19 protein-coding genes and 2 pseudogenes are annotated in these 20,473 nt (G+C 47.9%); 16 read left to right on the top strand and 5 right to left on the bottom strand.

The features are described 5' to 3' along the window. Positions 1-47: 47 nt before the first annotated feature. Genes NZD89_RS19500 through NZD89_RS19490 form a run of 3 tightly spaced genes read right to left on the bottom strand, consistent with a single transcriptional unit; the run spans position 48 to position 1,845 of the window. On the bottom strand, positions 48-1,244 hold the full coding sequence (locus NZD89_RS19500; protein WP_268004396.1) for an NAD(P)/FAD-dependent oxidoreductase: 1,197 nt from the start codon (positions 1,242-1,244) through the stop codon (positions 48-50). A gap of 1 nt (position 1,245) precedes the next feature. Then, positions 1,246-1,572 (bottom strand): (2Fe-2S)-binding protein, encoded by a 327-nt coding sequence (locus NZD89_RS19495; protein WP_268004395.1) that lies wholly within the window; start codon positions 1,570-1,572, stop codon positions 1,246-1,248. Positions 1,573-1,575: 3 nt separating this feature from the next. After that, positions 1,576-1,845 carry a (2Fe-2S)-binding protein gene (locus tag NZD89_RS19490; RefSeq protein WP_268004394.1) on the bottom strand — a complete coding sequence of 90 codons (270 nt, stop codon included), beginning with the start codon at positions 1,843-1,845 and terminating at the stop codon, positions 1,576-1,578. Positions 1,846-2,037: 192 nt separating this feature from the next. On the opposite strand from NZD89_RS19490, the gene NZD89_RS19485 reads away from it, so the two are divergent. The 7 genes from NZD89_RS19485 to NZD89_RS19455 all read left to right on the top strand — a co-directional run bounded on the left by NZD89_RS19485 (position 2,038) and on the right by NZD89_RS19455 (position 10,407). Continuing rightward, the gene (locus NZD89_RS19485) at positions 2,038-3,234 is read left to right on the top strand and encodes an NAD(P)/FAD-dependent oxidoreductase (RefSeq protein ID WP_268004393.1); all 1,197 of its coding nucleotides are present in this window, start codon (positions 2,038-2,040) and stop codon (positions 3,232-3,234) included. Then, a complete protein-coding gene (locus tag NZD89_RS19480; protein WP_268004392.1) occupies positions 3,231-4,232 on the top strand; it encodes a 4-hydroxyproline epimerase in 1,002 nt (333 codons plus the stop codon). The genes NZD89_RS19485 and NZD89_RS19480 overlap by 4 nt, the downstream gene beginning before the upstream one ends. 13 nt (positions 4,233-4,245) lie before the next feature. After that, positions 4,246-5,244: a proline racemase family protein gene (locus NZD89_RS19475; RefSeq protein WP_268004391.1), complete on the top strand. Its 999-nt coding sequence runs from the start codon at positions 4,246-4,248 to the stop codon at positions 5,242-5,244. Between the two features lie 80 nt (positions 5,245-5,324). Further along, positions 5,325-6,074: a FadR/GntR family transcriptional regulator gene (locus tag NZD89_RS19470; protein WP_268004390.1), complete on the top strand. Its 750-nt coding sequence runs from the start codon at positions 5,325-5,327 to the stop codon at positions 6,072-6,074. A gap of 45 nt (positions 6,075-6,119) precedes the next feature. After that, entirely contained in the window at positions 6,120-7,553 is a 1,434-nt protein-coding gene (locus NZD89_RS19465; RefSeq protein ID WP_268008550.1) for an aldehyde dehydrogenase family protein, read from the top strand. A gap of 156 nt (positions 7,554-7,709) precedes the next feature. Next, positions 7,710-8,588, top strand: a complete 879-nt coding sequence (locus tag NZD89_RS19460) for a dihydrodipicolinate synthase family protein (protein ID WP_268004389.1) — start codon at positions 7,710-7,712, stop codon at positions 8,586-8,588. Positions 8,589-8,787: 199 nt separating this feature from the next. Further along, the gene (locus NZD89_RS19455; RefSeq protein WP_268004388.1) at positions 8,788-10,407 is read left to right on the top strand and encodes an APC family permease; all 1,620 of its coding nucleotides are present in this window, start codon (positions 8,788-8,790) and stop codon (positions 10,405-10,407) included. Positions 10,408-11,121: 714 nt separating this feature from the next. On the opposite strand, the gene NZD89_RS19450 is transcribed toward NZD89_RS19455, so the two are convergent. After that, positions 11,122-11,988 carry a phytanoyl-CoA dioxygenase family protein gene (locus tag NZD89_RS19450; RefSeq protein WP_268004387.1) on the bottom strand — a complete coding sequence of 289 codons (867 nt, stop codon included), beginning with the start codon at positions 11,986-11,988 and terminating at the stop codon, positions 11,122-11,124. A gap of 289 nt (positions 11,989-12,277) precedes the next feature. Between NZD89_RS19450 and NZD89_RS19445 the strand changes: the two genes are divergently transcribed. From NZD89_RS19445 to NZD89_RS19410, 8 genes and pseudogenes are all read left to right on the top strand, one after another. Beyond that, positions 12,278-13,234, top strand: coding sequence for a helix-turn-helix domain-containing protein (locus NZD89_RS19445; protein WP_268004386.1), 957 nt, complete (start codon positions 12,278-12,280; stop codon positions 13,232-13,234). After that, positions 13,231-13,557, top strand: a complete 327-nt coding sequence (locus NZD89_RS19440) for a type 2 periplasmic-binding domain-containing protein (RefSeq protein WP_268004385.1) — start codon at positions 13,231-13,233, stop codon at positions 13,555-13,557. The genes NZD89_RS19445 and NZD89_RS19440 overlap by 4 nt, the downstream gene beginning before the upstream one ends. A gap of 12 nt (positions 13,558-13,569) precedes the next feature. Beyond that, positions 13,570-14,544, top strand: a pseudogene (locus NZD89_RS19435) (extracellular solute-binding protein); the annotation flags it as partial. Positions 14,545-14,598: 54 nt separating this feature from the next. Further along, a complete protein-coding gene (locus tag NZD89_RS19430) occupies positions 14,599-15,126 on the top strand; it encodes a carbohydrate ABC transporter permease (protein WP_268004384.1) in 528 nt (175 codons plus the stop codon). 3 nt (positions 15,127-15,129) lie between these two features. Beyond that, a complete protein-coding gene (locus tag NZD89_RS19425; RefSeq protein WP_326492951.1) occupies positions 15,130-15,501 on the top strand; it encodes a carbohydrate ABC transporter permease in 372 nt (123 codons plus the stop codon). After that, entirely contained in the window at positions 15,491-15,895 is a 405-nt protein-coding gene (locus NZD89_RS19420; protein ID WP_268004383.1) for an ABC transporter permease family protein, read from the top strand. Before NZD89_RS19425 ends, NZD89_RS19420 begins: the two co-directional genes overlap by 11 nt. After that, positions 15,859-16,395 (top strand): carbohydrate ABC transporter permease, encoded by a 537-nt coding sequence (locus NZD89_RS19415; protein ID WP_268004382.1) that lies wholly within the window; start codon positions 15,859-15,861, stop codon positions 16,393-16,395. Before NZD89_RS19420 ends, NZD89_RS19415 begins: the two co-directional genes overlap by 37 nt. A 238-nt stretch (positions 16,396-16,633) precedes the next feature. Continuing rightward, positions 16,634-17,958: pseudogene (locus NZD89_RS19410) on the top strand (ISNCY family transposase). Between the two features lie 457 nt (positions 17,959-18,415). On the opposite strand, the gene NZD89_RS19405 reads toward NZD89_RS19410, so the two are convergent. Beyond that, a complete protein-coding gene (locus NZD89_RS19405) occupies positions 18,416-18,700 on the bottom strand; it encodes a hypothetical protein (RefSeq protein ID WP_268004381.1) in 285 nt (94 codons plus the stop codon). A 278-nt stretch (positions 18,701-18,978) separates the two neighbouring features. On the opposite strand from NZD89_RS19405, the gene NZD89_RS19400 reads away from it, so the two are divergent. After that, a complete protein-coding gene (locus tag NZD89_RS19400) occupies positions 18,979-19,239 on the top strand; it encodes a hypothetical protein (RefSeq protein WP_268004380.1) in 261 nt (86 codons plus the stop codon). Positions 19,240-20,473: the final 1,234 nt, after the last annotated feature.

Below are 20,473 nucleotides of genomic sequence, written 5' to 3'. Positions count from 1 at the left end.
CTCGACTATGACGAAGGCCCCGGCCGTCTTCTACATGGCAGGAGGCCTTAACGCACGTGATACAGGCTCTCCCGTGCCTCTGCAATGCCTGGCGCAAACTGAATGAGCGACTTCGCCCTCGTGCGCACGACATCTTGCATCGCTGCAGAGACCTCATCACACAAACCAGCGTCTTGGCAAATCGAGGCACCTGCCAACCGCCCTTGTGCCATTGCAACTTTGGCACTTTCAATACCGGTGATATTCCCAGCGACATATAACTTGTCAACTGGTGTGCGAAGTTGTTCGTCATGCACTGGAATATGCCCACCAAGCGCAGGAATGTATGTAAATGGGCAGCCGATGACACTGGCTAACTCGGCCATCGGATACAATCCGCCTGCGATGGCAACGAAATCGACGTCGACATCACGTTCACTTCCAGGAATTAGTTCCCCAGCTCGATTCACGTCGGCAAGCGTCACGGATTCTACCTTGTCAATTCCGTTGATTTGTAAGGCTGCCGTCCTCAACTGCAGGGGTACACCCCACATCTTAATGCCGCGTTTCGGCAAAAAGCGTGTAGCCACGCGAGACAAGCGCAGGCGTTTCGCCCACTTTCCACCAATTCTCAACAGTGCAGAGGGTGCCATATGGGACAATCCGATCAGAGTTTGAAACACAGCTGCCGGATTAGCCGCTTCCTTGGTGAACGGACTCTTCGCAGGCAGGACGATACTGACAAGTTCCACTTCGCTCGCAATGAGTTCACTGGCAATGGCCATTGCGAGAACGTTTACGCCAATCACGATGCCTCGTTTACCTGGTTTTACATAATGGACATTGGTCATGACCTGCGCTGCTCCGACTGACATCACACCCGGCAACGTCCAACCAGGGAGTGGTGTTGGAATTTCCGCAGCACCTGTCGCCAACAGTAGAAAGGTTCCCTGTACGTTTTCACCAGTGAGCTTCACGGACCATCCGGTCGCTGTACGTACAATATCGTGAACCGCTTGACCACATCTGAACACAACGCCCAGTTCAGTGGTCTCGGATACCAATTTGGCTGCAACTTCTTTGCCAACCCACAGACCGGTATCTGGTTCCTCGTGAAATTGGCCGTTCATTCTGCCACCTGGTAATGGAAACTCATCGATGATGGTTACGGAAAGTCCATGTTCCGCAACGACTCGCGCTGCAGATAGGCCTGCCGGTCCGGCACCGACAACGATCACGTCGAATCTGGAGGTCGTTTCTTCCATATTAAATTGTCCTCCCTGTAATCTCGTTCGGCAACTGGCGGCCTGAAAACACGACCATCCCGTCTTCGACTGGGGTCAAGCATGCGCGAACTGTTCCTCTTCCCGCCACTTCGACACGACACTCCATGCAATGGCCAATGGCGCAGTAGAAACCACGCGGCGTGCCGCTTTCCTCGTGTCTTCGCAGCAATCGTCTGCCGTTGGCAAGAAGTGCAGCAGCAATGGGCTCGCCGATGTACCCTTCTATCACATTACCATCGAATTGGAAAGTTGCCGTCTGTGCTTCTTTGCGTGGACCCAGGATGGGATGGCTGAGGATACGATGCATTTATTATTCCCCCTTTGCTAGTTCGCCGAAAGTCATGGGGCGGACGGGTGGGCGATATGATAGATTTTCGGTTGTGTAAGGTGCCAGTGGATTCATCTCATGTACCCAAGCTTCAACTAAATGTCTGCAGACACGTCCTTGACATGCACCCATGGTTGCTCTCGTATTCATTTTTAATTGTCGAGATGTCACGGCACCATTCGCATAGGCTTTTTCTAAGTCTTCGACGCGGACTTCTTCACATCGACAAATAAGCAATGAGGATGTACTCATTCAATAACCCCCAACCATCAGGTATCAAAACATGAAAAATGTAATCAATTAAATTGTTTGACCATTGTGTTTCCAACATTATAGAGAGTGTGTATAATTTCTTTTATACTACAATAATCAATATGTTTCCGCAATTTTGAAAGATGTGCGTGTTTCTTATCTGGGTAAGGAGACAAGGGATGGTGACCAAACGTGCGAATTGCCTCATCCGATATCGTAGTCGTCGGCGCTGGTATTATTGGTTCCGCCATCGCTTACTACTGCGCAAAACTTGGAATGGATGTTACTGTGATCGAAAAGGGGGAAATCGCCGGCGGGACGTCTTCGCGCTGTGATGGAAATATCCTGGCCATTGACAAGGACCCTGGCTTCGACAGTCAGATGTCCCTCAAATCTCAGCAATTGGTCGCACAACTAACAAAGGAATTGGATGAGGAGTTTGAATATCGTGCCCCCGGCAGTATTTTAGTGTGTGAGAATGATGATGAGATGGAGGCGGCAGGGCGTTGGGTACAACGACAGACCGACGCAGGACTACCTTTTCGCATGCTCAGTCAGCAGGATTTGCGTGACGAGTGGCCTTATCTGGCTCACGATTTACCCGGAGGGCTCGAGTGCGCCACAGATTCAACTGTAAACCCTGTCTTGATGACTTATGCGCTGGCAAGAACAGCTCGTCGACTTGGCGCAAAATTTCTGGTAAAGACGGAGGTCAGGCGGATTCTGCTTGATAGTAAGGGCGCGGTCGAAGGCGTTGACACGTCGGAGGGGGTGATTCGCTCAAAGTGCGTCATCAATGCGGCGGGCGTATGGGCAAAGCATGTGGGAAAAATGGTCAATGTAGACGTACCTATCGAGCCAAGGAAAGGGCATATCTTGGTTTCTGCACGAACCATGAACATTGGCAAACGCAAAGTGATGGAATTCGGATACCTGATGAGCAAGTTCGGCGGATCGAGGCAGGTTGACGAAGAAATGGATAAGCACGGGGTGGCTCTCGTCTTTGAGCCTACCGCATCGCAAAATTTTTTGATCGGCAGCAGTCGTCAATTCGTTGGCTATGATACAAAAGTTGACTCTAAAGTCATTCATCTCATTGCGAAGCGCGCCATTCGTTTTTTTCCAGTCATGAAAGATATTCAGATGTTACGGAGCTACGCCGGGTTGCGCCCATGGACGCCGGACCATTTGCCTATCGTCAGTTCAGTTGATGAAGTTCCCGGTTTTTATATCGCGGCAGGTCATGAAGGGGATGGCATCAGCCTCTCCGCTGTGACTGGGAAAGTGATAAGTGAAATTTTGGCGGGAATAGAAACTTGTATTCCAATTGAACCACTACACTTAAAGCGATTCACTGAGCGCGCCAGAGATGAGGGGGTACACGTATGAAGTTTTCTAAACTCGTTACGACAATAGATACGCATACGGGCGGTAACCCCACGCGGACGGTCACGAGCGGTGCGCCGGAACTCATCGGTCAAACGATGACCGAGAAAATGGTCTATATGAAGGAACACCACGATGATTTCCGTCGTGCACTCATGTACGAACCGCGCGGTCACGAGGTCATGTCCGGATGTATTCTGACTGCGCCGTGTAATCCGAATGCGGACATCGGGGTCGTCTATATCGAGACGGGCGGATATTTGCCAATGTGTGGACACGATACGATTGGCGTGTGCACAGCTTTAATTGAAGGTGGAATCTTTCCTTCCGACAAGACAACGCTACGATTGGACACTCCCGCGGGCTTGGTCGAAGCCAAGCTAACTATCCGCGACGGGAAGGTTGAAGGTGTCACCTTCACAAACATTCCATCCTTCCTCTATAAAAAAGACATAGTCGTAGATGTCGCAGGTGTTGGTTCGCTGACACTCGATATTGCGTATGGAGGAAATTTTTATGGTTTGGTCGATGCGAGCACGATTGGCCTCGCTTTGTCGGCTGACAACGGGTCCAATATCGTTCAACTGGCAGTGCAGATTCGCGAGGCTGTCAACCGAACGGTCGACGTCGTCCATCCCGAAATTCCTGTGATTCAAGGTATGACACACGTCGAGTTCTATGGGGAGCCGATGTCGCAAATGGCGCACTGCCGGAATGTGGTGGTGGTACCGCCAGGCGGAATTGACCGATCACCGTGCGGGACCGGAACGTCAGCTAAAGTGGCTACACTCTTTGCGAAGGGAGAACTAGCCATAGGTGAAGAATTTGTTCACGAGAGCATTGTTGGCTCCGTGTTCTATGCGAAAGTATTGGAAGAAACGACCGTGGGACATCTTCCTGCAATCGTTCCACAGGTCTCTGGGGCCGCATGGGTGACAGGGTTTCATCAATTCTTACTTCATGATTCAGATCCTCTCAACGACGGATTTTTACTGATTTAAAGGGGGTGAGTGGGTGGAATTCGTCAAGCACTTTTCGACCATTGACACACATGTTTGTGGCGAGCCGATGCGCATTATTACAGGTGGAATTCCGTTTCTGCGTGGACAGACGATAAGTGAGAAGGCGGAACATTGTCGGCGGATTTTCGAAGCAGATAGACGCGTTTTACTGTTTGAACCACGCGGTCATCATGGTATGTGTGCGTGTATCGTGACGGAACCGGTTAATGCAAACTCAGATTTTGGCGTCATCTTTATGAATAATGGCGGTTACAGCAGATTTTCCGGGCACGGTATTATCGCTGTCGTCACTGCTCTTCTCGAAACAGGACATGTACGTCTTAAAGAACTGCAGCAGTCCATATACATCGATACGGAAATCGGCGTTATCGCAGCACGCGCGCATCGCCGTGAGAGCGTCGTGGAAGCTGTCTCCTTCGAGAATAAGCCCGCTTTCGTTCATACGGCAGACGTGGCAATCCCGTTCGAGAATTTGACGATTCAGGCCGATATCTCGTTTGGCGGTGAATTCTACGCCACGGTTGACGCAGTTGCCGCGAAGCTCCCCATCACGAAAGGACAAATCCCGTTGCTCCAGCAAACCGCTCATCAGATTAAACAGTATTTGAACCGCACTTTGAGCGTATCGCATCCGGACTTACCGCATATCCAGAATATCGCGGGTGTCGTGTTCTTCGATGCGAGTCGGGATGATCACGTTCGAAACGTCACTGTTTTTGCTGATCGCCAGGTCAATAGGTCTCCGAGCGGGACGGCGGTATCTGCACTACTCGCGACACTTGTGCGGCATGGCGGGCAGAGAATCTGTACCCCGTCTATCCATGAGAGCATTATCGGTACCAGCATCACGGCGACGCTTGTAGGTGAAACAACGGTTGGGCATTTTCCAGCGGTCATTGCTGAAATTACGGGAACAGGCTTTGTCACTGGCATTCATCAAATGGTGGTGGATCCGACAGATCCGCTCGCGCAGGGCTTTTTACTTCAATGATTAGAGATTTTGTTAAGTGTTAAAAGCATGATATCGTTTACGTCATTGATACCGTTAAATGTAAGGAAGGGGCGTTGTAAATGGGCGATTCAAATGTGAAGCAGGTAAACGGCATGTTTAACGAAGTACGCCCAGTTCGTGGGTTTGAAGATATTGTCCAACAAATTCAAGAGGCCGTTGTACAAGGTCGTTTACAGGTCGGAGATCGCTTGCCAAGTGAGCGAGAGCTTTGTGCTATCTTCGGTGTGAGTCGCCCTACCCTGCGAGAAGCGATTAGGAGTCTCGAAGCTGCAGGCGTAGTCGAGGTACTGCGTGGCACTTACGGCGGCACATTTATCTCGGAACCGAAGGCTGAACAAGTAGGGCAGTCACTAGCAGCCTTGATTCGATTCCGTGGTGCGACCGCTGTTGAACTCGCAGAGTTTCGCACGAGTTTTGAGTCGGAAACGGCGTTATGGGCTGCGAAGCGGGCAACAGAGGAAAATAAGCAGACTTTGTTTACCATCGTTGAGCGCATTCGAGATTCCTTGGAGAACACCAGTGTGCCCTGGAGCGTCTTTGTTGACTTAGATTTGTCGTTTCATGAAGAGGTGGCCCGTGCTTCGCAAAACCAGATTCGCGTGGCTGTGATGATGGCCATTTACGAAGTCATTCGCAAGAACGCACTCGTTATCGGCGAAATTGAAGATACGAATTGGCGTAAGCAACAGTATGAAGAATTAACCGCCATCGCAACGGCGATAGGTGATAATAACATTCGTCAGGCGAAACGATTAATGAGAGATCACGTGTCACGCAACTCCGACGCTATCACCGGACTGGCGCACTAAGCTAATGCCAAATGGAATTTGATTTGAGTAATGGGGTGGATGTAAATCGAATCGAAGAACTGGATTGGCGGCGAGTGGTTTGTCCCACATGGTGAGGAATTTATCGTGAGAAATCCTTCCGAAATGTCACACGAAGTCGGTGTGGTGCACCTTTCACCTGCATCGGACGTCTTTCGCGCAGCACAGGCGGCGAGACGTTCGTTACCTGCTTGGGCTTCGCTGACCGGTGCGAAGCGCGGAGAGTATCTCTACAAAATAGCGATTCTACTAGAACAACACATTGATGAGGTTGCCAACTTAGCCAGTTCTGAAATGGGAAAACCGATTTCGGAATTGCGTGGAGAGGTCATGCGAGGTGTACATCTATTAAAGTACTATGCGGCGGAAGGTGTTCGCTCGAATGGGGACGTCATCCCATCGAACGAATGCGACGTTCTCCAATATAGCGTGCGTGTTCCGCTTGGTGTTGTTGGTATCATTACACCATGGAATTTCCCTGTGGCAATCCCGATTTGGAAGCTGGCTCCGGCACTTATCTGTGGTAACACGGTGATATGGAAACCGGCGGAGAATGCATCATTGACTGCGACTCTCTTAGCTGAGCTATTCGTTGAGGCAGAACTGCCTGCGGGTGTCGTCAACGTAGTCATGGGGAGAGGCAGTGATGTCGGCGATGCGCTGGTTTCGCAGGCGATTGTCGATGCCATCAGCTTTACAGGGTCCACCTCAATTGGCCGGCAGATTGCCGTCAAATGCGCTGACAGGAATGTGAAGTTTCAAACGGAAATGGGTGGAAAAAACGCTGCAATAGTCCTCGACGATGCGGATTTAGTTAAGGCTGTACCAGCTATTCTGAGTGGGGCATTCCGCTCAGCGGGTCAAAAGTGTACCGCGACCAGTCGCTTGATCGTCCAACAAGGCGTAGCACCAGCGCTCATCAAAGAGATCACCAAGGCGGTCGCAGAACTGGCCGTCGGTCATGCACTCGACGCTACCACGTATACGGGACCGGTTGCTTCTCAGGCGCAATATCAAAAGGTATTGTCTTACGTTAACCTGGCGAACACGGATGGGACTATTGTCGCGCAAGGACGGTCAAAGGTGGACCCATATAGTGGTTTTTACGTCATGCCAACGGTGGTTTCTGACATCGATGCTGACCATGCACTTGTGCAAGAGGAAATATTCGGCCCTGTGACAACGCTTTTGACAGTCCCTGATTACGATGCAGCAGTGGAGTTGTGCAATCGTACGCTTTATGGACTTAGCGCTTCTTTGTTTACAAGAGATTTGTCACACGCCCTATCCTTTTTGAACGATGTTTCGGCGGGGATGGTACGTGTAAATCAGGAAACGGCTGGAGTTGAGTATCAGGCTCCGTTCGGTGGAATGAAACAGTCCAGTTCTCATATACGGGAACAGGGTCAAGCTGCGCTCACTTTTTACAGTCAGGTAAAGACATGCGCTATAGCCTATTAATCCAGGAGACATGAGGTCCGACTATCTACTACAGCTAGTATATGTAATATTCTGAAAAAACTCTTGTCATCTATCTTGCTTGGATTTACAATGAAAACACGTCAAATGGTCTAACCATTTATAATTTTGAGAGCGTAATTAGGAGGAAGAGATTTTATGGCACGTTTTGAAGGGGTACATGTGGCAATTATTACTCCGTTCACTTCAGACACTCGTGAGGTGGACTACAAGAAATTGGATGATCATGTAAATTGGTTGATTGAAAAAGGTGTTCATGGACTTGTACCCTGTGGTACCTGTGGTGAATACGCCCAGTTGAGCGACGAGGAACGCGGCAAGGTCGTTGAAACAGTTGTTGTTGCGGCAGCGGGACGCGTACCAGTTGTGGTCGGTGTGGCGGCTCCAACGACCGAGAGGGCGGTATTCTGGGCAAGACAGGCAAAGCAGGTAGGTGCTTCCGGAATCATGGCACTGCCACCAATCAGTTACAAACCGAAGTGGGCTGAAGTAGTTGCATATTACGAAGCATTATCAGATGTTGGATTGCCTGTTGTCATCTATAACAATACGCATGACAACGCAACAGATTTGACGCCAGATCTACTTCACAAGCTCGAGAGTATCGAGAATATTGTCGCTGTAAAGGAATTCAGCGGGGATATTCGACGGATTGCCGAAATTCAGGAGAAAACTAACTTAGAGGTTTTGGCCGGTGCTGACGATTTGGCACTAGAAGGTTTGCTCGCTGGGGCGTTCGGTTGGATTGCTGGACTGGCGAATGCCGTTCCAGAGGAATCAGTTAAACTGTTTGAACTTGTTCGTGATGGGAAGTTTGAAGAGGCAAGTGCACTTTACCGTACCATCTTGCCGCTGATGCGTTGGGATTCCACACCACGACTTGTTCAAGCGATTAAGTATGCGATGGAGCTCGCAGGTCGTCCAGTTGGTGAAACACGGGCACCGCGTTTGCCTCTTGATGACGAAGACCGGAAAGCCGTCGAGCAAGCGTTCTATCGTGCACATGTAACGGTATAACGTAAATGTGGGAAGCAGTGCTCGATTGCTTCCCGTTCTCTTCATGTCTAAGTCAAATGATACCTAGTAGTCAATTATGTGATTGTTTCAATTATAAAATAAATGAAAGCGTTATCGTAATGCTCGGTGAAGGAGGATAGCCCGGAATTGAACCAATGAAATACGAATGAATGCATGCTTTAACATTAGGAGGGAGCCTATGGCGGGACAAGGGAAGTTCAAACGGCAGTTGTCACTGATTGATTTGGTGTTTATTGGGTTTGGCTCAATTTTCGGCTCGGGTTGGCTCTTTGCATCCAGTCATGTCGCCTCAATTGCAGGTCCCGCAGGTTGGATTTCTTGGGTCATTGCTGGGATTGCTGTCATTCTTTTGGGGCTCGTGTATGCGGAACTCGGCGGATCGATTCCACGCGCTGGTGGTGTCGTGCGATATCCGGCATATTCCCATGGTCCTTTGGTAGGTTTTTTGACCTCGTTTGCCACACTCATTGCGTTCACTAGCCTCATCGCCATCGAGATCGAAGCAGCTCGACAATATGCAACTTCCTGGTTGCCAACGCTGACGGTAGCTGGATCATCCGGCAGTCCAACTGTGTTCGGTTGGTTCTTTCAATTCGCACTCCTGCTCTTTTTCTTCCTTCTTAATTACTGGAGTGTCAAGACGTTTGCAAAATCAAATACAATTATCTCAATTTTGAAATTTATCGTACCGACACTGACCATTGTTTTCTTGCTCATACATCTTAAGGGAGCAAACTTTCACGTCCAAGGATTTTCTCCATACGGGTTTACTGGGATTGAAAGTGCGATATCAACAGGTGGTGTCATCTTTGCCTATTTAGGACTACAGCCGATTGTCGGGTTTGCCACCGAAGCGAAAAATCCGCAGCGGACGGTTCCTATTGCTATCATTGTCTCCATTGTTCTTTCTACGATTGTCTACGTCCTTCTTCAGGTCGCATTTACTGGGTCCATTCCGACACACATGCTGTCTGGCGGTTGGTCGCACGTCGGTTCCCAATTTACCTTGCCATATCGCGATATCGCAGTCGTTTTGGGACTAGGCTGGCTAGCTATTCTGGTGACGCTCGACGCTATTGTTTCTCCGAGTGGAACGGGGAATATCTATATGTCCTCTACGCCACGCATGATTTTTGGTTGGTCGCGCACAGGCACGTTGTTCAAATTGTTCGCGCGCGTGGACGAGCGCACGGGAATTCCACGACCCGCACTGTGGCTTACGTTTGCGATGTCAATTTTTTGGACGTTACCATTTCCGTCGTGGGGTGCGCTTATTGGAGTCGTTTCTTCCGCATTAGTCTTCACATACGCAATTGCTCCAATTTCGGCGCACTCTTTCCGTAAGAATGCACCAGACATCTCACGCCCATTCTATTTGAAGGGAATGTCGGTGATAGGTCCAATATCTTTTGTAATCGCTTCGCTCATCGTCTATTGGACCGGTTGGAACACGGACTCATGGCTGCTAGGTGTACAGTTCTTGATGTTCATACTGTATCTAATTTTTCGCAAATTTGTGCCGACGAAGCAAGTAAGTTTTGCTCAACAGTTAAAATCGTGCCTCTGGCTTGTCTTCTACTACGTTATGATGATTATTCTCTCATACTTGGGTACATTTGACGGTGGTCGCAACGTGCTTCGCACGCCGTGGGACCAAGTTGCCGTTTGCATTGTCTCGCTAATTACGTACTATTGGGGAGTAAACACAGGACTGCCGACGGCGATTTTTGATGAGGATGCCGTCGAGACAACGACGCTTCACGACATGGGCGGACAGTCGCCGACCATCCACGGGTAGGGTTAGTGGATGATTCACAGTAAGGCAGGCAGTGACAAACGCATGAATGCGCGGAAATATTTGTAGTTCCGAAGTCTGCAGTAAACCATTTAAAATTCAGAATATGACGGCGAATGAACATGTCTAAAACAGAGAACACGCAAAGAGAGCGGAGCCGTTTAAGCTACCGCTCTCTTTGCGTGTTTCTTATACCAGTATTATGAAATTTGTAGATCGATGTTTTCTAAGCATCACATCTACAAATAATCTACAAATTATCTACAAACACAGTGTTCTCAAGCGCGTAAACTGCGTTTAAAATCGCGTCATATAGCCCCACATACACTATTCAGTGGAACTCCGGAGCCAGAGGTCGGGGGTTCGAACCTCTGGACGCGCCATTAGAAATACCAGTAGCATTAGGGCTTCTCGGGACTTCCGAGGAGCCCTGTTCTTTTGCTCAAAAGTGAGCGATCTACAAGCTTACTACAAATCATTTTAATGGTTTGTCTCTCCTCCCATCATATCCTCAGCTACACTGGGGGGTCTTAGTTTCCATCGTGCTGCCTTGTTGGATACCACAACAAAACTGGGGCTATTAGCCGAAGTTATAGATCTCGCTCATGCAGGGTTCCCAGAGAAGAGTCCGCCGCATTAAAATGTGGCGGACGTTTCATCTACGCACTTTGAGAATGCTAACCATTGGAGTATTATGAGTATTCTGCCTAAACACGCTTATTTTTGTAATATATCCGAGTATTTTGGGGCGTGGACTTGGTCGACGTATGTGCCATTCTCTTTCATCCGATGGTACTCTTCCTCCCATGGCGACTCCCGAAGACGTGTTGGGCCATTACGAACATCATGCCCTAAGTCAACCCTTGATGGGTAGTGACTATAAATCATCATACGTCGTGGTCGATTCGTAAAATTGGGCCGTGAATTATGCACGAGCAATGCATGGAACAGCATCACGGATCCTGGAGGTGCCAGCACGTCCACTCCGCCGTCTGGATCTACGAGCCCAGGTTTTACTTGTAATCCGATATCAGACGGTTCATGTTCCAAGTGTGTCAGGTGCGTACCTGGCCAAACGTGTAGTGGGCCATTATCAATGGTGCATTCATCTATGGAGATAGCTGACGACATAATGTCTTGTGGATAATTCTGTGCAGAGTAGTAGGCCCAATCATTATGGATAGGAAATCGATCATCCCCATTCGAGATAGGTATACCATCGACTTTATCTGTAAGAGGCTGTTTATAATTAAGCTTTTCCTCCATCAGTATTGGTTTACATTCCATAATCTGCTGCATTGGTTCAAGCAGTCGAGCGTCTTCCGAAATATGCGTCAGATAGAGCGAGAGATCATTGATGGGTTGAATCTTCCGCACATTCTGTGTGCCATCTGGTGTTAGGTTCCAATCTAAGCGTCCACTGCGACGTGAGTGTGCAATCGATGAATTTAAAATTAGCTCGAGAATATAGTCGGACTCCTCTTTCATTCTCCGAACCTCTTTTGTGTTGAATACGCCTTCGAGTATCAAATATCCATTGCGTTCAAACTCCTGTAATTGGTCTTTACTCAGTCCATGTGCCATGCTTCGTCGTGCCTCCCATACTTTAAGTTCCTGTTTGTTCATGCAGCTTCAGATTAATTACGGTGCGTTTATATGTAAATACACTGTATGCTCTCTTTATTGAACTCATTTGATATTCATGCAAGAGGACTTCGTTAGTTGGAGGTGGGGTGGGCTTACAAACAACGTATCAAAACAGTCCAACTTTTAATCAATTTGATGTATTGTGTACAAAATTGGTTTCACTTATATTTACCTGTGATAGCGGTTTCACAGATCTTACATAGCTCACTTTTATGGGGGCTTAATTATGAGTACGACAAGGAGTTCTAATTTAAACGGGAACATCCCAAGTATAGTTTTCGCTGGGGAGATTATTGTGAAACCGGACTCTCAATTGGAAACAAGGGTAATACCGGAATATGAGTTGGTATATTTCCCTAAAAGGTCTCATACTCGGTACCTGTTGGGTGATCAGACGTATGAAGTGTCTGCCCCAGGGTTTATCATCACGCGTCCGGGCGAACAGCATGCTTATTTTTTCGATCCCCTTGAAGCCACACGGCATTTGTTTATCCACTTCACCGTTCAAGAACAAGCAGCACTGGAGCTAGAACTGTTGCGTCGCGCTGTATGGATAACATCTTACAACACACTTTTGCCTACATTGCTAAGGGATATTATGAATATTTCGTATTCTGAGGGTTTCCATTGGAAAGTGCGGTGTAATCGGCTGCTGGGTGTAGTGCTAGAGGAATTAAATGCTCAATTATGTCAAGAAGAAGCTCATGGACAACTTTCCAGGCCAATTCGTTCACCACAGTTAAAAGCGGCACTGCAGTTTATTGATGAAAACTTGAATCGAAACTTTAGGATCTCCGAAGTAGCTTCGTTTACGGGATGGACACAATCTCATTTGAGCCGTGTAGTTAAGGAATATACAGGGCTGTCTCCGAGTTTGTTTATTATGAATAAACGCATTGAGCGTGCATGTCAGCTTTTATTATACGGTGAGCTGACTGGAATTAAGGAGGTGGCTTATGCGATAGGCTTTGACGATGAGCAATATTTTTGTCGGTGTTTTCGTAGGGTTACCGGCATGTCTGCATCTGAATACAGAACTGCTTATGGAGATGCACGGTTCCAAAATTTATATCCTGTTGATGATAGAGATACAGCCTACCCTTTGAATCAGTGGTTCTACTTTAGTGGATCAAATATCCGCTTAATGAAGACAAGTCAGAAGGGAGTTGACGGGGAAGAATGAAAAAGTTCTTGCATGGAAGACTAAAAACCTTCGCCAACTGCGGGTTGAGTTTAGTAACTGTGTCAGCCTTGGCCGGATGTGGCACTCAGGTGAACAAACCGGTAACCATCACCGTATGGACATACGGGAATTACGCTGTTGCTCCTCAAATAGCGCAGGAATTTAACAGTCAGCATCCTGACATTCATCTCGTCTTTGCACCAATTCCGCTACCACCGGGCCAGTCTAGCTACACATTTGTAACCGGCAAATTAATCGCCTCTGAACTTTCTGGAACGGCACCGAACATTATACTCAATGACCAAACCACCACAGCCGGATAGGCCTCAAAAGATTTACTCCTTCCGTTGAATCCGTATTTAAAACAAATCGGTATATCAAAACAAGATTACCCGAGCGGTGCCTGGGCGAGTGCAATGTATCAAAATGACGTGTACGGTGCACCTGTCGATTGGGATCCAGACAACATGCTCTACTACAATATCGACTTGATGAAAAAAGCTGGAATTTCGTCACCTCCCAAGACATTCAGCCAACTCTGGGACGACGCGAAAAAAATGACTATAAAAAAGGGCCAAGAATATACCCAGATGGGTTTCATCCCGTGGGAGGGGTACATCTTTAATGTGTTTGGCTGGGCGCATCTTTACGGTGGAACACCGCAGTCGCCAGATGGAAAGATATTACTGAACAGCCCTGCGATGTTGAAGTCGGTGACATGGGAGCAACAGTGGGCAAAGCAGTATGGCCGAAATGCAATTGGAAATTTCGTGTCTTCAACACCATCGGGGATGGATCCGTTCATTGATGGCAAGTTAGCATTTATGGTTACGGGCGACTGGGAATTGCCTAACCTACAAAAGTATACAACGAACTTTAAGTTTGGAAAGGATTGGGGAGTAGCCACTGCACCGATTCCTAAAGGTGGAACAACAGACTATCTTGCTTCTGGATGGGCCTGGGTCGTTCCTAAAAGGACACCTCATTTAAAAGAGACACTCAAAGTCATTCAATGGTTGAGCGAGCCTCAACACAATGCGGATTGGTGTGTTGGGTCAGGGTGGATTCCAGCCTCCAATCCTGTTTTGAAACAGGCCACACCGATGCTTGTAAAGGAAAACCCCGGCTTTCAGCCCTTTATTGAAGAGCGCAATCTCCATCCAAACTTGACACCTGAATTTCCTGCGACGAACAATGCTGAAACGGTCGAAACGGAGGGTACAGCTGCGGAAAACAAAGTCTACAACCTCACCATGTCCCCAAAAGCGGCGCTGAATGAAGCTCAAACTCGTGCAAAGTCCGGGATCTAGTGTCGATACGGCGCATCCCGCTTAGCCAACGAGATTTCCAAGGAGGGAATGGCCATGGTATCGCTCATCAAAGATAAGCGTGAGCTTAGACGTGTGGGGAAAGGGCTGTTGTTCATCTCCCCGTGGTTAGTTGGTTACTTGTTGTTTATGGCGTACCCCTTGCTGTCCTCGCTATACTACAGCTTCACCAAATATGACGTCATTAGTCCGGCGCATTGGGTTGGCCTGAATAACTACATCCAGATTCTCGATAGTGATAGTGTGTTTTATCAAGCCATACGCAACACCTTGTATTTTACAATTGTGTCCGTTGTCTTTGGTACGGTTGTGTCGTTTGCCATTGCTTTACTTCTGAACAAAATCCGCTATTTTGCTTCTATTTTTCGCACGATCGTCTTTTTGCCAAGTATTCTTCCAGCCGTGGCAGGGACCATTCTTTTCGTGTGGGTACTCAATCCGTCCTATGGGATTGTAAATGCCTTTTTGCGCCTACTGCACATCCCAGCTCCGGCATGGTTTTCAGATCCACATTGGTCGATACCAGGCCTTGTTCTAATGAGTGCCTGGACCGCTGGACCATAGGTCATCATTTATCTATCCGCATTACAAGGCCTGCCTGAGGACGTCTATGAAGCTGCTGAACTCGACGGTTGCAAGTCATGGACCGCGTTATTTCGAATTACAATACCGCTCTTAAGTCCGGTCATTTTCTTTAACGTGATCATGAGTGTAATTGGGGGATTACAGACGTTTACCCAAGGGTTCATTGCAGGCGGATTAGATGGGGCGCCTGCGGGAAGTCTGTTGTTCTACGGAATGTACATCTATGAGCAAGCCTTTGCTTTTTTCAACATGGGATATGCAAGCGCTCTCGCATGGATATTGTTTATCGTTACAGCGATTTGTACTGCTATAGTCACCCGCATGTTGGGGAGGTATACCTACTATGAAAACTGAGGTTACGTTGGCATCAGACTTGCAGACAGGTAATGGTAAACGTCCGGCGAAGAATGGAAGAAGACTCGGTATGGCTTCTGTTGTGCAAGTCATTATCAAGTATATTGTGATTACTGCAATTTCTGTTGCTTTTTTGTTGCCGTTCTTGTGGCTTTTGAGTAGTTCGTTGAAATCTTCGGGGCAAGAGTTTATCTTGCCGCCACAATGGTGGCCAAAACCGTTTAAGTGGGCTAATTTTCCGGATGTATTTTCGTATATTCCGTTTGCTCGTTTTTACTTAAACACGGTTATCGTACAATCGGCACAGTGGTTGGTTCCGTTCTATCAAGTGTGGTGGTCGCGTATGGATTCTCGCGTATGCAGTGGAAGGGGCGCGAATTGTTTTTTAACCTGATGCTTTCGTCTTTGATGATTCGAGCCATCGTCATTTTAATTCCCCAGTACCTGTTGTTTCACAGTTTTGGTTGGATCAACACGTACTACCCTTTGATTGTGCCGGCCTTCGCAGGAAATGCATTCTTTATCTTTATGTTGCGGCAATTCTTTCGGCGGATTCCAGAAGAGATATCAGACGCTGCGCGGATCGACGGGGCTGGTGAACTAAGGATACTAACTCACATCATAGCCCCTATGGCACGTCCGGCTATTGCAACGGTGGGCGTATTTTCGTTTTTGGGAGCCTGGAACGATTTTCTTGGGCCATTAGTATACCTGAACTCCGAAAATAAGTACACGTTGGCACTCGGGTTAAACATGTTTGTGTCGCTGTACTCACAGAAATGGCCGTATTTGATGGCGGCTGTAGTGATGACGGTGGTTCCAGTTATCGTTCTGTTCTTTCTCTTCCAAAAATCTTTTCTCCGTGGTATCACACTCACAGGCATATCGAGATAAGGTGTCTTTGGTGAATTCGTTGCAGCACAGGGTGTGCCTATCCAACGAGGGCATGGGTGCTATTAGTTAGTGGCCCCTGAAAAAGTCCACGAATTGAATAAAGAAAAGGAATCGCAATGCCCGTTGGTGAAGTGGTTGTTGTCGAGACAATCACAGATCCACCCGAGGTGTGTGCGAATTCCTTTTGCTTGAGGGTTCGGCATCATGCCTCGGGAATCCTGTTAGGAGGCATGAGAAAATGCTACGAACTCACCAAAATCAAGTGACACTGTGGGACTCATTTCTCCCCGAATCTCTGCTTTCGCTACCTGCGGAACTTGAACGTATCGACCAGATTTTGAATGACGAGTGATTCATGTGGCCATTCCTGGAGAACTTTAATACCACCATGGGACGTCCGACTGTCCCCGTTCAGACCTATCTTCGACTCATGTATATCAAATTTCGTTATCAGCTGGGCTATGAAACACTCGTTCAGGAGGTCAGCGACAGTCTTCACTGGAGACGGTTCTGTCATATCGCCATTGACCAAAAGGTACCTGACGCAACCACACTCATCAAAGCTCTAAGCGGTATGGTGAGGGCACGATTGAACATCTAAATGAATTGCTAGTCAAGAAACTCAGCGAAGAATGAGTCATTCGTCATCGCAAGTTTCGTACAGACACCACGGTGGTGGAGTCGGATATCCATCACCCAACGGATGCAACGCTCTTACAGGACGGGGTACGTGCCATTACTCGGACGATAAACAAGATTCGTAAGGTGGCGTCCCACGCTACAGAAGGGTTTGTCGACCAAACTGACATCGTAAAACGAAAGGTGCTGTCTTTCGCGAAAGTGTTGCGCCGACGCATGAGCCGGTCCTGGGATGAAGTGAACAAAATTACGCAGGACGTAGTCGAGATTACGGAAAGTGTTCTGCAGCAGGCAGAATCAGTGATTGAAAAGCTACAGCGGTCAACGAAGCAGTCTGTGCAAAAGCAAAAGCACGGATTGCAATCTTTGGTGGATCAAACTGAGCGGAAACCGTATTATTCCAGACCGACTGATTAGCATCCATGACCCGATGGCTCGGCCAATTAAGAAAGGCAAGCTGGCCAAGAAGGTTGAGTTTGGATACAAGGTCCGGATTGACGAAACGGAGAGCGGATTTGTCACCGGTTACGCAGTCTACTCTGGAAATCCATCTGATGACGAGATGTTGATCCCTGCAGTGGAACACCACCAAGAGATATTTGGCTCCGCACCTCATGCAGTAGCAACCGACCGGGGATTCGGCAGCCGTAAAAACGAGCGGGTCTTGCAAGAGGAACTTGGGGTAAAACATGTCAGCACTCCGTTTCGAGGAAAGAAAAGTAAGAAACGGACAGAGCTGGAGCAGGAACCTTGGTACAAGGACTTAAGCGATTTAGAGCAACAGGAGAAGCAAAGATTGGCCTCTTAAAACAGAAGTACGGACTCAACCGCAACCGATTCCGTGGACATTCGGGCACGGCGGTGTGGGTTGGGTTCGGAATTCTAACCCACAACCTAAGAAGAGCAGCCCAGGTAAGCAAATAAGTTGGCACGTGGATACCAATCACCGATAACTCCTAATAGAAACACTTCATCCGAATCGGGCCGACCTGACCGCTGCAAAAATGTAGACTTTTTCAGGGGCCACTAATTAGTATCCTCGACGACACCCTGGGCATCCAGGATCCACTACGATGTTTCGTGTCATTGGTACATAATAGTGCCGCGGTACATTTACAATTACGTGGCGGTTAACATTCACGATAGGATGAACATATGGTACCTCGCGTGGAATGTAACAGTTCCGCACGTTATAAAGCGGCGGACAAATCTGAGCAGGACATCTCATTTCGTACGCACCTCCAATCGATTCATGTATAAAGTAGTACATGAAGACGGGCGTAAGAATGAAACCGACGTTAGCCTGTCCATGAGTTACGATTAAAACGGCTCCCCTTAATTTACATAGTTGAGAGCAGGGTGAGCGCCCTTTTATTTGTTACTATTGACTCCATAAAACCTGGAACTCCTCTATTTTGACTCCCCAGAGATATTTGTTACCGATTAGCTCCTGCATTTTAGATAATTCTTTTTTATGCACTTCAGGCTCTTTGACTGTATCCCAAAATGTAATCCATTTGTGCTCGCCGTTTTCATAATCCGCTAGGAAGTTTGCTCCGACAAATCCATCTTGATCATGGAGCCATAACATGGCTTCAGCTGCCATACGCTCGGATTCCTGTTCTGTACCCGACCCTATGACAAACGTAATCACATGTGCATACATCGGAAACTCCCCCAAAAGTTAAACGTAATCGAATTCACCTTATGTGATGGAGGAGGCGATTGAACCTGACTAAGGCCTGCATACGTTGCCAATGTAATTAGCAACTACAAATGGCGCACCCCGGTTCGGCTGTCTCTCGACGCGCGTGGTGAGCTCACGTCTGCCAGCTTAGTTTAAAAATTTAATCTGACCACAACAACTTGTATGAATTTTTCTCCTATACTTAGTCGACCACCTAATATATCCCTTGTTATCGTACCCTCAGGGAGGGGATAACCGTGAGATGTGTACTGGTGGAGTTGGACTACTTTGATTTCGATTTCGAGGAGTTACATGCGTATGGTGAGATCGTAATGGTGGCTCCGGTGGAACAAGCTCTCGGCATGCGATGTACTGTGCAACAGATGGAGGCCATGTCGAAGCATCTGCTCGTTAAGAATTGTATCGACGTAACAGAGGAAATTGCAGAACTGCATAGGACACTCCCGGAGGATTTCAAGGTGGAGGGTACTTATTTTGTGCCGTTTCGGACATCCTGAAAATCCTGAGTGCTGTTGCGAAGGACCGCGCCCCAGTACACCGTGCGATGACGACTAGAGGGCGCGGTTTTTATTTCCTTTCCCTTTCATCTCGTTCGATGCGTTCCAGGGTACGTAAAGCCCAGAGCCCATATCCCACATTGAGTAAGACACCAAATAAACTATGTCCAAGTAGGCAAATGATTGCAAGTATAATACTGAGATAGATATCAAACGACATGAAACGTTTGTTAAATCGATAATGGCGTCTCACTGTAACACCCGTTTCGTTAACTCTTTATTTTTTATATTTCCCGAGGCGGCGTGGCGAGATGCGTCCTAAATTATAAGGAAATAAATCTTCATCAATGGTGCGGCATGCTTTGTTACCGATTCATTTAATCTGGAACTTGAATAATCGCTTCGTTCTCAATCCTTATGTTCATCCTCCATCGACATCATCATCTCGCCTCAATCTACTGTTCCAAATCTAAGTGTTCGGTGGTCTGCCATAGTTCATCATACCATTGAAAGAACGCGTCTCGTGGAATGCGAGGGCTCCGGCCTATATAGAACTTCGGGAGATCATTGCGAGTGCGTATCAGCTCATAAGCTTGATTGATACCTATGTTCATGCATGCAACCGTAACGCAAGAGCAGTGAGGACATAAAATCGAGCGGACGCCTAAATGGCTCCGCTCCTTTCTACAATCGCGTGACTTAATCGAGTTTCACATTCCGGTAACTCGTTGAAACCAGCTATCATCGCAATACAGCAGCTGGTAACCTGGAGCGCTTGGTCACAGGTGAGTGGGATGAACTGTTGATACTAATGACAGTTGAATGCTTCATTGAGGCTCGCCAACATGACAAAATCGCGGGAACTTCTCTGGGGAATATTGTTGTCACGTCCTCTGAAGATCAGCGATGGATTATCGCCGCTACGGAGTGGCATAAGCGAAGAAGACAATATTTAAAATCCGCAGCCCGAATCCTAAGTGCCCTAATTGGACCGGAGCTATGGAACAAGGGAGCAGCGTTGGTTGAAGATGTTTAACAGCACACTTTGGTTAGACCCGCTTCGGCGGGTTGTATGATGGTATTAGGCAGTGGAGAGAGGCGCTTGCTGATGACGACCAGCAGGCGTCTTTTTTTGTATGCCTGCAGTAAATCTCCGTCCAGCGAATGGAGTGACCTATTTCGGTGGTAACTCGCAACAGTTTCCTTCGAAACGATATCAGCAACCCTCTCGGTC

The sequence above is a fragment of the Alicyclobacillus fastidiosus genome (assembly GCF_026651875.1).
Lineage (GTDB): Bacteria > Bacillota > Bacilli > Alicyclobacillales > Alicyclobacillaceae > Alicyclobacillus > Alicyclobacillus fastidiosus.
This window is presented reverse-complemented; position numbering and strand designations above follow the sequence as displayed.